Here is a 13,521-nt window from a genome sequence, read left to right on the forward strand (position 1 = left end):
ACAACTTCGATCAATTCCAACCGGCACTGAAAAGTGCACAGGAAGGCGAAGCCTTGCCTGCGTGCAATCAATAAAAACAATAAACAAGAGGTGGACAATGAAACTGAATAGCCGTGTGATCCCGTGTCTCTCTGCTCAGCGAAAGTATGCTGTCTGGATTAAGGTCACCAGTGCCATGGCCCTGCTCAGCGCCTCTTCTATTGCAGGTGCCAATGGCATTGCTCTAAACGAACAAAGTGCAAGCAGTGCGGGAACTGCTTATGCAGGAAGGTCGTCTTCCGCGCTGGACGCCAGCACCCTCTATGGAAATCCTGCTGGCCTGACCAAGTTGAAGCGCAGTGAGATTTCCGGCGGCGCCGCGATCGTTTCGGTGAGCGACGATATCAGTGATGCGCAGAGCAGTGCCCCAGGCACGAATGAGGGGGACTCGGTACCTTTGGGGGCCGTTCCTTTCGCCTATATGTCGACACCGCTTGATGAGCGTCTTTCGGTGGGGCTGGGCCTCTATGCCCCGAGTGGTCTGATCAATGATTACGAGGGCTCTTTTCAGGGTCGCTACCATGGCTCCTACAGCACGACCAAGGAGATAACGCTGCAGCCTACCATTGCCTATCGAATCAATGATTACGTGTCTATTGGGGGTGGACCGACCCTGAACCGTTTCAATGCAAAGCTTCAGAATTACATGGCAACCGGCGCCCTGAACAACGGCCAGGACACACTGGTTACCATCAAAGGCGATGACACGGCGATTGGCTACAACGTCGGACTCTTGGTCGACTTTAACGAGGCAACCCGTTGGGGGATTACCTATCACTCGAAGGTGAACTATCAGCTCAAAGGGCAAACTGAGGTTTCCGGCTCCCCGAGCGTTATCCCGCTGGACGGAAAGTATGACACCAAGATAGATCTTACGATGCCCGAATCAGTGGATACGTCCATTACCCATCGATTCAATAGTCGCTGGACCGGATATCTGGGGACCACCTGGACACGCTGGAGCCGGATTCAGAAGATCGAAGCAATCAATAGCGGTGTTTCCGCCATGGGCCAGGCTGCTGGCCTGGGGCGTGTGGCTGAAGAGATGAACTGGCACGACACTTGGTCCACCGCGGTTGGCGCATCCTATCAATTGAACCCGCAATGGCTGATTCGTGCGGGCTATGCCTATGATCAGACGCCCGTTGGAAATGCCGACCGCAGCGTGCGCGTTCCGGTCGGGAATCGCCAGGCCGTGACCTTGGGCGGCGCTTATTCGCCGACCGCCGATCTGACGTTAGACTTTGCGTATGGCTATCTCTGGGATTCAAAAGCCTCAGTACAGCATTCGAACAACTCCGGACTTCAGCCGGAATACAGTGCCAACTACAAAAATAGTGCGAATGGAATTTCGGTGCAGGCAACCTATCGGTACTAATCGACACGACTCCATTTTTGCAAGTCTTGCACCTTTAATCGAAAAGCAACTATCCCGACGGGGCGTGATGCAGTTCTGCCTGTCAGTCAGCACCCATTGCCGCGACTACTTTTGCGGCAGTGGTGGGTTTTGCTCAGCCACCAGCAGCAATGACTGCGGCACAGGGCTTTGCGGGTGCTGCGGTTCCTGCAAGCCGGCCAGCCGAAAACCGGCCATGTCCAGAGCATTGAGCCAACTGGACAGCGTTCGGAAGTACCACGGCATGGGTTGCCACTGCCCCTTGAACCCAGCGAAGGTCTCCTCCCGCCAACCATCTTGATAGTCGCCCGCCGCCGCGGTCCACGGATGCAGAGTCTGGATCACCAGCGTGCCACCAGGGACGAGCAGGGCGTTCATGGCCGCGAGCAGGGGAATGATGTCCTGGTGTAACAGGGCAAAGTTGGCGCAGATCAGGTTGTAGTTGCTGCCAATGTCTACCTTCGCCTCCACCAACTCTTCATAGCTCGCCAAATGCACCCGCGAAGAGCCCGCCGCCCGCGCCGCCTCAACCAGCGCTGCATCGCCATCCACACCGACCGCCGTGATGGCCCGTTCAGCCAGCGCCCGCAACAGCCAGCCCTCGCCGCAGCCCAGGTCGAGCACACGCTCGGGTTGGCGGCCTAGTACCGCCAGCAGGATGGCCTGGTCGGTGACTTTCAGGCGGCTTTCGATGGTGCCGGTACGGATGGCCTCGATCCAGGATTGGGCGTTGTGGTGCCAGCTCTGGAGGAGGGTGGATTCGGGGGCGGGCATTTCGATGTCCGGAGTCATGGGTTAGATGGAAGGATAGGACAAGTGCTGGCAGGTCGCAGAAGCGTTGTCGCGAACCACTTGGAAGCCATCAACCATTGTCCCGTTACCCGAACCTCTGCCATCATTCAAGGACTTACACGCCGAGTAGGAAATATGAACCGTCGTAAAAAAATAAAGCAGTTATTAAAGGCTCACGCAAAAAAGGCCAGCGCCAAATTGGCACCGGCCAGTAAGTCTAAATACATTAGTAAAGCTGACCGATTGAAACTGGCTGCTGAACCCAGTCTGGACTCGATCATTTCCCCTGAGAGCTGATCCAGGTATTTTTTGGGTCGATACGTGTGCGGTAGGTCGGGGCGAGATGGCCTTGGTCGCATAAATTTGAAATGCATGGCGTGACTCGACAGAATCGCGCCCCGATCCGGCCAAAGGTTTCGGACGTTCGTGGTGAAAAGGGGCTGCTGTTGAACGAACACACATTGTCCAGGCGCCTGGAACGCGTCGCGGCGCATGTACCAGCAGATGCGCGCCTGGCCGATATCGGCTCGGATCACGGCTATCTGCCGGTGGCGTTGATGCGCCGTGGCGCCATCGCGGCGGCGGTGGCTGGCGAGGTGGCATTGACGCCGTTGCGCTCGGCCGAACGCACTGTGCGCGAGAACGGCCTGGACCAGTGGATCACCGTGCGCCTGGCCAATGGCCTGGCGGCGATCGAGCCAGAAGACGGGATCACGGCGATCAGCATCTGTGGCATGGGCGGCGAGACGATCCGCGACATCCTCGACAACGGCAAGGCGCGCCTGAGCGGCCGTGAGCGACTGATCCTGCAGCCCAACGGTGGCGAGCAGCCATTGCGCCAATGGCTGATGGAGAATGGCTACCGTATCCTCTGCGAGGAAGTGCTGCGGGAAAACCGCTTCTACTACGAGATCATCGTCGCCGAGCGCGTCGGGCCGGTGCTGTATACCGCCGAGGAGCTGTACTTCGGCCCACTGCAGATGCAGGCACGCAGCCCGGCGTTCCTGATCAAGTGGCAGCGCATTCTGCGCCACAAGCAACAGACGCTGACCAGCTTCGCCCGGGCTCGGCAGGTCGTGCCCGAGGAAAAGGTGCAAGACATCGCCCGGCAAGCCCGGTGGATCACCGAGCTGCTGGCTTGAACACGCTCCAGCGGCTGTACGAAAAGTCACCGAGCGAGGGATTGGTCATCCCTGCAATTATCTTGGGAGCGCCTGGTTCGGGACTACGCTAAAGCTATGCTGATCCTCGATCAATTGTGACCTGTTCGCGCTGCGTCCGTCCCTGGAGCGCCCAATGCCACCCATCACCGCGCGCCTGGTGACGCTGTTTGTGCTTTGCCTGACGTTTGAAGTGCCAGCCCAGACCAACGCTTGCCCAGCTGGCGAAAAAGAAGTGTGCCTGAACGGCTGCATCTGCCTGCCAGACCTGGAGCCGATGCTCGGCTCCCTGCCTGATGACGTCCACCAGATCGCGGCACCTGCCCTGGCGCTATGGCTGACCCAAGCCCGCGCTGATGCAGCCAGCGCCGGCATCCAACCCATTCCTGCGCACATCCGCGAGCAACTGCTGCGCTGGTACGACCCCAGCGTCCTCGATGCCGCGCACTACAAAGTTAGCGACAACGGCCAATTCAACGCCGCGACTGCCATGCTGCAAAACCCCGATGTCGGAGCCGTGACGCTGATCGACATCATCCTCTTCCGGGACGCTCAAACCGCAGAACAGAACATCGCGCTCTGGGCTCACGAGTTAAAGCATGTGCAGCAGTATCAGGAGTGGGGGGTAGAAGGATTTGCCCAGCGCTATACACAGGATTTCAATGCTGTAGAGGCGCCGGCTTATGCCATACAGGCTGAGGTCAGGCGGTCGTTGCGCGAAGGGCTTATTGAAAAATAGCGATGCACACTTATTCGGCGAATTGACGTGTGCATGAATATGCACATATAGTCATCCGCATGACGAACCGAATTTCCATACGTTCCCGGGCAATTGATGCCGCAATCGACTCTCTCGATGGAGCTTTCTTCAAAGCTCTGTGCGAGCCGTCGCGGGTAGCTGTACTCAAGCGAGTCATGCAATTGGGGCGTGCGGATATCGCCGAGATTGCCGAGGGGTTGCCTCAAGAGCGTTCTGTGGTATCTCGCCATCTGCAAGTGCTCTCCGAGGCGGGCATCGTCCGTGCTACCAAGGTCAGCCGGCAGATGTTTTACGAGGTGGATGGAGCGGCGGTGGTGACACGGCTCGAAGGCATTCTCCAACACATGAAGAGTCTGGCCCCGTTCTGCTGCCCTGGTGCGCCAGCGTAGTTTTTTTATTATCTGTATATATGCATGAGTGCGCATACATGAATGTAAAAACTGGGCCCATGGACGTCATCGTTATCGGTGCGGGCCAAGCCGGGCTCGCGTGTGGTTGGCATCTGCGGCAGCAGAACCTCAGGTTTCTCATTCTGGATGCCGAGAGCCAGCCAGGTGGAAACTGGCGCAACTACTACGACAGCCTGAGACTTTTTTCCCCTGCTGCTTACTCATCGTTACCTGGGATGCCCTTTCCAGCTGACGCCAGGCATTATCCGCTACGCGATGAAGTCGTACGTTATTTGGAGCAGTACGCGGACGCTTTCCAGCTACCCATTCGGCAGAACATACGAGTCCAGAAAGTGCGCAGGAAGCACGGACTATTTTTGCTTCAGGCATCGGATGGTCAGTGTTTCTGCTCCAAAGCATTGATCGTTTGCACCGGAGGATTCAATCAGCCGTTCATCCCCAACATTCAGGGGCTGGAAAGTTTTCGCGGGCAACGTTTACACAGTGCTGATTACCGAAATGTCGACGGCTTCAGTGATCAACGAGTAGTGGTCATAGGAGCGGCCAACTCAGCGGTACAAATTGCCCATGAGTTGGCTCAAGTCAGCAGCGTCGTATTGGCGACAAGGGAGTCGATCCGGTTATTTCCGCAAAAGATCCTCGGTGTGGATTTTCATGCTTGGCTCAAGTGGACAGGGATAGAGAAGACTCGTTGGCTGAATGATCAAAGTACTCCTGTACTGGATGATGGCGCCTATCGTCGAGCCATGAAGCAGGGTCTTTTTGAGCGCAGGCCGATGTTCACGCAGGTAACGTCAACGGGCGTGCTCTGGGCCGATGGCCAACATGCTGAAGTGGACAGTTTGATTTTCGCGACCGGATTTCGTCCAAACCTTGGTTTTTTGGCAGGTCTGCACAGGGAGGCCAACGGAAACCTTGCTCAGCGCAATGGGCAGGCGGAGCACGTACCGGGTTTGTATTTTGTGGGATTGCCGAAACAGCGCAACTTTGCTTCGGCCACCCTCAGAGGCGTTGGGCCAGATGCTTCTCACATCATTCCCAGCTTGATGCGTTTCATTCACGATGCATCGTCGATGGATTCTTGGTACCGCTGACTTTCAAACGTTTTGTAGAGCAAGGCCCCGCTCTTCGAAATTACTGAGGGCGGAGCAGGTGAGCATTACTGTCGATGATGGTTTGGACTATTTCCACCGAGCCATTAATGGCGAATTGCGCGCCCATGCATACCAGAAGGAAACCCATCAGCCGTGATATGGCATCAATGCCTGACTGTCCCATTATTCTCATGATTATTCCTGAGCCAAGCAGGCATACCCAAAGGATAAGAGCGGTAAACAGGAAGATTAACGGAGGGGCTGTTAATAAGACCCAGGCAGGAAATAACGTACTGTGTTTGATAGTGGCGGCGGAGCTTATGATCATCGCAATGGTGCCAGGTCCGGCCGTACTGGGCATGGCCAGCGGGATGAAGGCAAAGTTCGGTTGTTCGGTTGCGCCATTGCTGGAAGCAGAGTGTTGAAGAGGCGGCGGAAACAGCATCTTCAAGCCCATGATGATGAGAATTCCGCCACCGGCCATACGCAAGCCCGGTATGGAGATGCTAAATGCATCCATAACAAACGCGCCTACATAGTAAGTGAACGTCATGATCAGAAAGACATAGAATGACGTCAGAAAAGCCTGTGACTTTTTTTCCTTGTGGCTCAGCCCCTTACTCAAGGCGAGAAACAGCGCAACTGTGGTGGGAGGGTTAGTCAACGGCAGCAGCGCCAGTAACCCAAGTCCGATTGCATTGAACAGATCTGTCATGTCGAACTCAAGTCCTGTTGTTCGAGGCCACGTTTGTCGGCGAACGTCGTTAGCGTGAAGTTTTGACCTTCAGGACTTCGGTATAAATGGCATCGACCGTCTGACCCACTTGGAGTTTTTTCATCCTTTCCTGAAGCTCCGGGTCTTCGACTTTCAGGACCGTCGCTTTTCCCTCCGGCGGAAGCAAGGTCACCTCATGCTGTTTCAAGTCAATGCGAGTGATCTTGGACGTGACCTTGACCTGGCGAACCGCTTCACCTCCGGGATTGGGATTGTCCTTGGTGGCGCGGATGGACATGGATTCATTAGTGACGCCCGATGCACCGCCAACATCGGTATCAAGCTTATAAGCGACCGAGCGAATCACATGAATATCGACCGTGTCGCCGACTTTCAAATTGTGCAGGTTTTTGGCCTGGTCGGTGAGCTGGATGGGCACTGGATTCTTGTCGCGATCTTCGATGGTGACCTGGTAGTTGGCGGGGTCAACGGCCAGTACGCGTGAAACGATGTGACCTTCCATGGCACTGCTGCCCAACGGTATATCGGCGGCATGGGCCGTCAGGCAGGCGGTTAAGAGGAGTGAGGCGAGGGCAACGGCGCGGATTGGTTTCATGGGTCTGCTTTTCCATAGATGGTTGACAGAACGAATCCAGGGATCGCTAGAGCCTTGCTCTGGACAATCGCTTCGATATCCGAGAGTGGACCGATCACCGCGGTTTTTCCAGTATGGCGGGCAAAATCGCAGTCTGCTTGGACCTGCGGACCATTGCCGTGGGCGATCACCAGTTGGTTGCCGGATGGACCTTGGCGATCTGTTTGATGGCGATCCGAATGTTGGCGCTGGTTGTCACCCCCGGCGGAGCAGGGCGCAACGCCGATACGCATAATTCAGTCTTCTCGGCGAAGGCTTTGCACTGATCACATGAGCGTATCTACCTCGCATCTGTGGTCGGAGACGTGGCGTCGTAGGGTAGGGATGCGGAAAGGACGGAAAAGATACGGAAGCGATACAGAAATGGTGCAACAGAAATCGGGAACCCCAGAAACGACAAAGCCCTGAATAATCAGGGCTTTGTCGGTACAAATATGGCGGAGGCGATGGGATTCGAACTCATGGACCTGTTACAGTCGACGGTTTTCAAGACCGTTGCCTTAAACCACTCGGCCACACCTCCGTTTGCGTTGCGGGCGCCATAATACCTGAATGAAACACACTGTCAAACTCTCTGCATGGCTTGTTACAGAGCGTCTGTTATGATCTTTGCGACTGAACGTTTCAAACCCAACAGGAGTGTCGCCATGCGCGAACAGGATTACGCAGTTAATAACAGCGTGCAGGCTGAGCAGCTAGAGGTTAGCCGCGTCCTGCGCAACACTTACGGCTTACTCGCCCTCACCCTCGCATTCAGCGGCGTGATGGCGTTTGTCGCGCAGCAGATGCGTGTCGGCTACCCGAATATCTTCGTGGTGCTGATCGGCTTCTACGGCCTTTTCTTTCTCACCAACAAACTCCGTGATTCGGCATGGGGCCTGGTTTCTGCGTTCGCGCTGACCGGTTTCATGGGTTTCCTGCTCGGCCCGATTCTCAACCGTTACCTGGGTATGCAGGGCGGCGCGGAAGTCGTCAGCTCGGCCTTCGCGATGACCGCGCTGGTGTTTGGCGGCCTGTCGGCTTATGTGCTGATCACCCGTAAGGACATGAGTTTCCTCGGTGGTTTCATCACCGCCGGTTTCTTTGTGCTGCTGGGCGCGACTCTGGCGAGCTTGTTCTTCCAGATCAGCGGTCTGCAACTGGCGATCAGCGCAGGTTTCGTGCTGTTCTCCTCGGTGTGCATTCTGTTCCAGACCAGTGCCATCATTCACGGTGGCGAGCGCAACTACATCATGGCGACCATCAGCCTGTATGTATCGATCTACAACCTGTTCGTCAGCTTGCTGCAACTGTTCGGCATCATGAGCCGCGATGATTGATCGCCAGCCTTGAGTAAAAAACCCGCTTCGGCGGGTTTTTTATTGTCTGTGATTTGGCTCAGCGTTGGTTTTGATCAGGTTCGTGGCAACACACGCAGAGTTTGTTGCCGTCGGGGTCGCGCATATAGGCGCCGAAGTAATCGGGATGGTAGTGCGGACGCAGACCCGGCGGCCCTTCGCAGGATCCACCATGAGCCATGGCCAGTGCGTGACAGCGGTTGACGATCTCGTGGCTCGGCGCAAGCAGGGCGATCATCTGCCCATTCCCTGGTGTGGCCGGCTGTTCGTCGAACGCAGTACCAATGACGAACAGCGGACGCGGTGCATTCTTGCTCATCCATGCAGCCCAGGGTTTGCCGGGATCGCAAAATTTCATCTGCAGCTGCAGTGCATCCATGATCGGTTGGTAGAACGCTAATGCACGATCGAAATCGGTGATGCCGATAAAAACGTGAGACAACATTCACCTGCTCCTTATTCGGCCACAATGATGCTGCCATCAGCCTGTTGCCGATAAATGGTGTAGGGCAGCAGCATGGTGTCGAGAACGCCGGAAATCACTACGTCGATCAGTACAAAGGGCGTGCCGTTGTTGTATTTGTACTCATCAATGCCCGGGCCTGGAGGCGCATGCAGACTGCAAAAATCATACGTCACGCCGCTATAGATCCGTGGAACCGCACCGCAGTAGGTTTTCCGTTCCTTGAGACTCTTCGCCGCTGCCTCGTCACTGCGCACCACGGTCTGAAACGTGCCGCAACCAGTGAGTATCATTACCGCCAGTAACATGACTTGAGTTTTCATACCGCCAATCCTTCGCCGGAAAAACCCCAATCTACCCTTTTACGAACAAAACAGCACTCAAGCCATCGGTGGCAGCCGGCGCTTGACCGGGGTCTTCTTGACGATGGCGGTGTTGGTTTCGGCGTGGCTGTTGAGGCGATCGAGGAGGGTGTCCAGTTGTTCCATCGAGCGCACATGCAGGCGGGCGATAAAGCAGTCATCGCCAGTGACTTTGTCGCACTCGGTGAATTCGGGGATGGCCTGAATCTGTCGCTCCACTTCCTGTAACTGGCCCGGCAATGGGCGAATGCGGACGATGGCCTGGAGTTGGTAGCCAAAGCATTTGGGGTCGATCTCGACGGTGTAGCCCTTGAGCACGCCACGTTCTTCGAGGCGGCGCAGGCGCTCGGCGACACTGGGCGAGGACAGGCCGCTGATCTGTGCCAGGGCCTTGAGCGAGCGGCGTGAATCTTCCATCAACGCGCTAATCAGCACTTGGTCGATGTCGTCGGTCATGGCGAATCCCCTGTTAGGCAATCGGTTGAATAAGCCTTGATAAAAAAGGCAGAAGCCGAGTTTAGCCTGCTTTTTGCGCTGGAGAAGCCCCCAAATGGATTGGCATACTTTGGGCTCAAATACAGGAGGTGGATGATGGACAAAACATTACGTCGTGGCTCATTCGAAATGACCGCCGCCATGCTGATTTCCGGGACCATCGGTTGGTTCGTGCTGGTGTCCGGGCAACCGGTACTGGACGTGGTGTTCTGGCGCTGCGTGTTCGGTGCCGCCACCTTATTGCTGATCTGCGCGGCGTTCGGCTTTCTGCGTCCTGGCATTTTGACGTCCACCACTTTTTTGCTGGCCGTACTGAGTGGTGTGGCGATTGTCGGCAACTGGGTGCTGTTGTTCGCGTCTTACTCTCGCGCCTCGATTGCCATTGGCACGGCGGTTTATAACGTACAGCCATTCATGCTGGTGGGGCTGGCGGCGTTGTTCCTGGGGGAGAAGATCACCCTGCAGAAGTTGTTCTGGCTGGGCATTTCGTTTCTAGGCATGCTGGCGATTGTCAGCGCACATGGTGAGCAGGGTGAGGGTGGCAACGATTACCTGATGGGGATTGGTCTGGCGCTAGGGGCTGCCTTTCTGTACGCGATTGCCGCGTTGATCATCAAACGCCTGACCGGCACACCACCGCATCTGATCGCATTGATCCAGGTGTGCACCGGCATGCTATTGCTCGCGCCCTTTGCGCACTTCTCGGCGATACCGCAAACGCCCGATGCCTGGGCCAGTCTGGTGACCCTGGGCATCGTGCATACCGGTTTGATGTATGTGCTGCTTTACGGCGCGATTCAAAAACTGCCGACAGCGCTGACCGGCGCGTTGTCGTTCATCTATCCGATTGCGGCGATTTTCGTTGACTGGTTCGCCTTCGGCCATCGCCTGGAGCCGCTGCAATGGATCGGTGTTGCCGCGATTCTGTTGGCCGCCGCCGGGATGCAACAGGGTTGGAGCCTGAAGCTTCGGCGGGTGGCGGCGCAGTGAACAGGCCTCAGAAAATGTAGTCAGTGGTCAGGAAACTCGAGTTGCGTCCGCTGATGATCTCGCTGAGAAGCTCTTTGCTGCTCTCCTGGAACTTGGTCGCCACCAGGGTCCGAATCGAAAACACCCGCAGCGCATCGTGCACCGACAGCGTGCCCTCGGCGGAGTTCTTGCGACCGTTGAACGGATAGGTGTCCGGACCGCGCTGGCACTGGGCGTTGAGGTTGATCCGGCCGACCTGGTTGGCGAAGGTGTCCACCAGCCTGCCGACCGCCACCGGGTTGGTGCCGAAGATGCTCAGTTGCTGGCCGAAGTCGGACTCCAGGACGTAATCGATCACGGTGTCCAGATGACGGTAAGGCACGATCGGCACGACCGGGCCGAACTGTTCTTCCTGGTAGACGCGCATCTGCGGTGTCACCGGGTACAACACGGCCGGGTAGAAGAACGATGCGCGGGACTCACCGCCATTGGGGTTGACCACGGCTGCGCCTTTGCTGACCGCGTCCGCCACCAGAGTGTGCAGATAATCGACCTTGCCTGATTCCGGCAATGGCGTCAGGGCCACGCCACTGTCCCACGGCATGCCGGGTTTGAGGCTGGCGAGTTTGGCGTTGAATTTCTCGATGAACGCCTCGACCACGTCTTCGTGGACGAAGAGGATTTTCAGCGCAGTGCAGCGCTGGCCGTTGAACGACAGGGAACCGGTGACGGCTTCGTTCACGGCATTGTCCAGATCGACCTCAGGCAGAACGATGCCGGGGTTCTTCGCATCCAGGCCCAGCGCTGCGCGCAGGCGGTGAGGCCTTGGGTGGAGTTTTTTCAGGTCGCTGGCGGCCTTGTTGGTGCCGATGAACGCAAAGATATCGATCTTGCCGCTGGCCATCAGTGCGCTGACCGTCTCGCGGCCGCTGCCGTAGATAACGTTGATGACACCGGCCGGGAAGCTGTCGCGAAAGGCTTCCAGCAACGGGCGAATCAACAGCACCCCAAGCTTGGCCGGCTTGAACACCACGGTGTTGCCCATGATCAGCGCGGGAATCAGCGTGGTGAAGGTTTCGTTCAGCGGGTAATTGTAAGGCCCCATGCACAACGCCACGCCCAACGGCACGCGGCGGATCTGGCCGAGAGTGTCCTGCTCCAGTTCGAAGCGACTGGACCGGCGGTCGAGTTCCTTGAGGGCATTGATGGTGTCGACGATGTAATCGCAGGTGCGGTCGAACTCTTTTTCCGAGTCCTTGAGGTTTTTACCGATCTCCCACATCAGCAACTTGACCACCGCCTCGCGCTGTTCGCGCATGCGAGCCAGGAAGGTTTCGACGTGCTGGATGCGCTCGGCCACGCGCATGGTCGGCCACAGGCCCTGGCCGCGGTCGTAGGCGCGGACGGCGGCGTCGAGCGCGGTCAGTGCAGTATTGGCATCAAGCAGCGGCGTGCTGCCGAGGATCACCTGTTCATCACCATTCGCACCGCTCAGGTACACCGGGCTGCGGACTTGAGCGAGGGGCCCGGACCAGGTTTTCAGTTCGCCATCGACCAGATACTCGCGCTGCTCGGTCGGGCCGTTGAGGCGGTACTTTTCCGGGACGTTGTCGGCAGTGGGAAACAGGTTGCCAAGGATTTGTGCTGTGGTCATATCGCTACCCCGTCTGGATTGGGTGATGCACTGATGAATCGTTTTAGCAGACCTCGGACTCGCTTGTCATGGCTCATCTTATGATTTTTTTGCTCGGCGTTATGGATCGCGAATCTGTCGGCAGCTGCTACGGGTCGATCTTTTGCCCTGAAAACACACAAGTAACGATCCCCCGGTTAAACTTCACGCTCTTTCTCAAAGGAGTTCATATGAGTTATTACCAGCCGGGCATTCTCGCCACCCCTGTTCCGCCTCAAGCTCGTCATATGTTCTTCGCCCTTGAATCCGCCGAGGCACTGCCGGCTGCGCTGGATAACCTGATGCGCCTGGTGGACGGCAAGTCGGCTGTAGTCGGTTTCGGTGAATCCCTGGTCAAGGCGCTGCACGCGCAGATCGACGGGCTGCGCGCCTTTCCTGCGCTGGTCGGTGTCGGTGTCGACAACCCCTCGACCCAACACGCGCTCTGGTGCTGGCTGCACGGTGTTGACCGTGGCGAACTGCTCAATCGCAGCCGTGCGCTCGAAGCCGCGCTGGCACCGGCCCTGCGTCTGGTGCAGATGATCGAAACCTTCCGCCACATGACCGGGCACGACCTGACCGGTTACGAAGACGGCACCGAAAACCCTCACGATGAAGCCGCTGTCGCCGCTGCATTGTTGAGCGACGGCGCGGACGGTCTGGTCGGTGGCAGCTTCGCCGCGATCCAGCAGTGGCAGCATGATTTGAAAGGTTTCCACGCGTTGCCGCCCCATGAGAAAGACAACATCATGGGCCGTCGCCTGAGCGACAACGAAGAACTCGATGACGCGCCGATCTCTGCCCACGTCAAGCGCACCGCCCAGGAAAGCTTCACACCTGAAGCCTTCGTGGTCCGTCGCTCGATGCCGTGGATCGAAGGCGAGCATGCCGGCCTGATGTTCCTGGCCTTCGGTTTTTCCCTCGATGCCTTCGAATCCCAGTTGCGGCGCATGAGCGGTCTGGAAGACGGCATTACCGACGGCCTGTATCGCATCAGCCGACCGATCACCGGCGGTTACTACTGGTGCCCACCGCTCAAGGACGGTCGCCTTGACCTGCGCGCACTGCGTGTCGGCTAAACCTCGGGTAAAGTCGGACACGCCGATGCTGGTTCTGCCTTGGTTGAAGCCTTGAGCGACGATTACTGGCAAGTCCGTCTGCGCGCCACTCGCAGACACGAACGCGGCATCTACCCGTGGCCC

16 protein-coding genes, 1 tRNA gene and 2 pseudogenes are annotated in these 13,521 nt (G+C 57.3%); 10 read left to right on the top strand and 9 right to left on the bottom strand.

Annotation, left to right across the window (positions count from 1 at the left end; all coding sequences use genetic code 11):
* Positions 1 to 97: 97 nt before the first annotated feature.
* The gene (locus tag ACZ9IM_RS14670) at positions 98 to 1,417 is read left to right on the top strand and encodes an outer membrane protein transport protein (protein WP_476224313.1); all 1,320 of its coding nucleotides are present in this window, start codon (positions 98 to 100) and stop codon (positions 1,415 to 1,417) included.
* A gap of 105 nt (positions 1,418 to 1,522) precedes the next feature.
* On the opposite strand, the gene ACZ9IM_RS14675 is transcribed toward ACZ9IM_RS14670, so the two are convergent.
* A complete protein-coding gene (locus ACZ9IM_RS14675; RefSeq protein ID WP_476224314.1) occupies positions 1,523 to 2,209 on the bottom strand; it encodes a class I SAM-dependent methyltransferase in 687 nt (228 codons plus the stop codon).
* 153 nt (positions 2,210 to 2,362) lie between these two features.
* Between ACZ9IM_RS14675 and ACZ9IM_RS14680 the strand changes: the two genes are divergently transcribed.
* The 5 genes from ACZ9IM_RS14680 (at position 2,363) to ACZ9IM_RS14700 (ending at position 5,651) form a co-directional block, all read left to right on the top strand.
* Complete coding sequence (locus ACZ9IM_RS14680; protein ID WP_123495063.1) at positions 2,363 to 2,524, top strand: DUF2986 domain-containing protein; 162 nt, start codon at positions 2,363 to 2,365, stop codon at positions 2,522 to 2,524.
* Between the two features lie 149 nt (positions 2,525 to 2,673).
* Entirely contained in the window at positions 2,674 to 3,369 is a 696-nt protein-coding gene (locus tag ACZ9IM_RS14685; RefSeq protein WP_476224315.1) for a tRNA (adenine(22)-N(1))-methyltransferase, read from the top strand.
* Positions 3,370 to 3,523: 154 nt separating this feature from the next.
* Positions 3,524 to 4,126, top strand: coding sequence for an eCIS core domain-containing protein (locus ACZ9IM_RS14690; protein WP_427623144.1), 603 nt, complete (start codon positions 3,524 to 3,526; stop codon positions 4,124 to 4,126).
* Between the two features lie 59 nt (positions 4,127 to 4,185).
* On the top strand, positions 4,186 to 4,536 hold the full coding sequence (locus ACZ9IM_RS14695) for an ArsR/SmtB family transcription factor (protein WP_427623145.1): 351 nt from the start codon (positions 4,186 to 4,188) through the stop codon (positions 4,534 to 4,536).
* 38 nt (positions 4,537 to 4,574) lie between these two features.
* Positions 4,575 to 5,651 (top strand): flavin-containing monooxygenase, encoded by a 1,077-nt coding sequence (locus tag ACZ9IM_RS14700; RefSeq protein WP_427623146.1) that lies wholly within the window; start codon positions 4,575 to 4,577, stop codon positions 5,649 to 5,651.
* Between the two features lie 40 nt (positions 5,652 to 5,691).
* Here the strand turns inward: ACZ9IM_RS14700 and ACZ9IM_RS14705 are convergent, their stop codons facing one another.
* The 4 genes and pseudogenes from ACZ9IM_RS14705 to ACZ9IM_RS14720 form a co-directional block, all read right to left on the bottom strand.
* Entirely contained in the window at positions 5,692 to 6,366 is a 675-nt protein-coding gene (locus ACZ9IM_RS14705; protein WP_427623147.1) for a MarC family NAAT transporter, read from the bottom strand.
* Between the two features lie 49 nt (positions 6,367 to 6,415).
* Positions 6,416 to 6,982 carry a hypothetical protein gene (locus ACZ9IM_RS14710; RefSeq protein WP_427623148.1) on the bottom strand — a complete coding sequence of 189 codons (567 nt, stop codon included), beginning with the start codon at positions 6,980 to 6,982 and terminating at the stop codon, positions 6,416 to 6,418.
* Between the two features lie 140 nt (positions 6,983 to 7,122).
* Positions 7,123 to 7,205 (bottom strand): annotated as a pseudogene (locus ACZ9IM_RS14715) (hypothetical protein); the annotation flags it as partial.
* A 251-nt stretch (positions 7,206 to 7,456) separates the two neighbouring features.
* A tRNA-Ser gene (locus tag ACZ9IM_RS14720) sits at positions 7,457 to 7,544 on the bottom strand.
* Positions 7,545 to 7,668: 124 nt separating this feature from the next.
* On the opposite strand from ACZ9IM_RS14720, the gene ACZ9IM_RS14725 reads away from it, so the two are divergent.
* Positions 7,669 to 8,340 carry a Bax inhibitor-1/YccA family protein gene (locus ACZ9IM_RS14725; protein WP_007898177.1) on the top strand — a complete coding sequence of 224 codons (672 nt, stop codon included), beginning with the start codon at positions 7,669 to 7,671 and terminating at the stop codon, positions 8,338 to 8,340.
* Positions 8,341 to 8,398: 58 nt separating this feature from the next.
* Here the strand turns inward: ACZ9IM_RS14725 and ACZ9IM_RS14730 are convergent, their stop codons facing one another.
* From ACZ9IM_RS14730 to ACZ9IM_RS14740, 3 genes are read right to left on the bottom strand one after another with little or no spacing between them, the layout of a single operon-like run.
* Positions 8,399 to 8,803, bottom strand: a complete 405-nt coding sequence (locus tag ACZ9IM_RS14730; protein WP_427623149.1) for a VOC family protein — start codon at positions 8,801 to 8,803, stop codon at positions 8,399 to 8,401.
* Between the two features lie 11 nt (positions 8,804 to 8,814).
* Positions 8,815 to 9,144, bottom strand: coding sequence for a YceK/YidQ family lipoprotein (locus ACZ9IM_RS14735; protein ID WP_427623150.1), 330 nt, complete (start codon positions 9,142 to 9,144; stop codon positions 8,815 to 8,817).
* Between the two features lie 57 nt (positions 9,145 to 9,201).
* Positions 9,202 to 9,639: an Lrp/AsnC family transcriptional regulator gene (locus tag ACZ9IM_RS14740; protein WP_008006559.1), complete on the bottom strand. Its 438-nt coding sequence runs from the start codon at positions 9,637 to 9,639 to the stop codon at positions 9,202 to 9,204.
* A gap of 135 nt (positions 9,640 to 9,774) precedes the next feature.
* Between ACZ9IM_RS14740 and ACZ9IM_RS14745 the strand changes: the two genes are divergently transcribed.
* On the top strand, positions 9,775 to 10,668 hold the full coding sequence (locus tag ACZ9IM_RS14745; RefSeq protein ID WP_427623151.1) for a DMT family transporter: 894 nt from the start codon (positions 9,775 to 9,777) through the stop codon (positions 10,666 to 10,668).
* Between the two features lie 7 nt (positions 10,669 to 10,675).
* Here ACZ9IM_RS14745 and ACZ9IM_RS14750 read toward each other — a convergent pair whose 3' ends face one another.
* A complete protein-coding gene (locus tag ACZ9IM_RS14750) occupies positions 10,676 to 12,301 on the bottom strand; it encodes an NADP-dependent glyceraldehyde-3-phosphate dehydrogenase (protein WP_427623152.1) in 1,626 nt (541 codons plus the stop codon).
* Between the two features lie 209 nt (positions 12,302 to 12,510).
* Here ACZ9IM_RS14750 and ACZ9IM_RS14755 point away from each other — a divergent pair, with 209 nt between their 5' ends.
* Complete coding sequence (locus ACZ9IM_RS14755) at positions 12,511 to 13,398, top strand: Dyp-type peroxidase (protein ID WP_427623153.1); 888 nt, start codon at positions 12,511 to 12,513, stop codon at positions 13,396 to 13,398.
* A pseudogene (locus tag ACZ9IM_RS14760) lies at positions 13,399 to 13,491 on the top strand (hypothetical protein); the annotation flags it as partial.
* Positions 13,492 to 13,521 lie beyond the last annotated feature (30 nt).

Source organism: Pseudomonas sp. TE12508 (assembly GCF_056279485.1).

What these genes read in the sequence shown, in the direction of transcription:
- ACZ9IM_RS14695 (WP_427623145.1), top strand. Translation starts at nt 4,186, where the DNA reads ATGACGAACCGAATTTCCATACGTTCCCGGGCAATTGATGCCGCAATC.
- ACZ9IM_RS14690 (WP_427623144.1), top strand. Translation starts at nt 3,524, where the DNA reads ATGCCACCCATCACCGCGCGCCTGGTGACGCTGTTTGTGCTTTGCCTG.
- ACZ9IM_RS14750 (WP_427623152.1), bottom strand. Translation starts at nt 12,301, where the DNA reads ATGACCACAGCACAAATCCTTGGCAACCTGTTTCCCACTGCCGACAAC.
- ACZ9IM_RS14675 (WP_476224314.1), bottom strand. Translation starts at nt 2,209, where the DNA reads ATGCCCGCCCCCGAATCCACCCTCCTCCAGAGCTGGCACCACAACGCC.
- ACZ9IM_RS14670 (WP_476224313.1), top strand. Translation starts at nt 98, where the DNA reads ATGAAACTGAATAGCCGTGTGATCCCGTGTCTCTCTGCTCAGCGAAAG.
- ACZ9IM_RS14745 (WP_427623151.1), top strand. Translation starts at nt 9,775, where the DNA reads ATGGACAAAACATTACGTCGTGGCTCATTCGAAATGACCGCCGCCATG.
- ACZ9IM_RS14755 (WP_427623153.1), top strand. Translation starts at nt 12,511, where the DNA reads ATGAGTTATTACCAGCCGGGCATTCTCGCCACCCCTGTTCCGCCTCAA.
- ACZ9IM_RS14740 (WP_008006559.1), bottom strand. Translation starts at nt 9,639, where the DNA reads ATGACCGACGACATCGACCAAGTGCTGATTAGCGCGTTGATGGAAGAT.
- ACZ9IM_RS14730 (WP_427623149.1), bottom strand. Translation starts at nt 8,803, where the DNA reads ATGTTGTCTCACGTTTTTATCGGCATCACCGATTTCGATCGTGCATTA.
- ACZ9IM_RS14710 (WP_427623148.1), bottom strand. Translation starts at nt 6,982, where the DNA reads ATGAAACCAATCCGCGCCGTTGCCCTCGCCTCACTCCTCTTAACCGCC.
- ACZ9IM_RS14705 (WP_427623147.1), bottom strand. Translation starts at nt 6,366, where the DNA reads ATGACAGATCTGTTCAATGCAATCGGACTTGGGTTACTGGCGCTGCTG.
- ACZ9IM_RS14700 (WP_427623146.1), top strand. Translation starts at nt 4,575, where the DNA reads ATGAATGTAAAAACTGGGCCCATGGACGTCATCGTTATCGGTGCGGGC.
- ACZ9IM_RS14735 (WP_427623150.1), bottom strand. Translation starts at nt 9,144, where the DNA reads ATGAAAACTCAAGTCATGTTACTGGCGGTAATGATACTCACTGGTTGC.
- ACZ9IM_RS14725 (WP_007898177.1), top strand. Translation starts at nt 7,669, where the DNA reads ATGCGCGAACAGGATTACGCAGTTAATAACAGCGTGCAGGCTGAGCAG.
- ACZ9IM_RS14680 (WP_123495063.1), top strand. Translation starts at nt 2,363, where the DNA reads ATGAACCGTCGTAAAAAAATAAAGCAGTTATTAAAGGCTCACGCAAAA.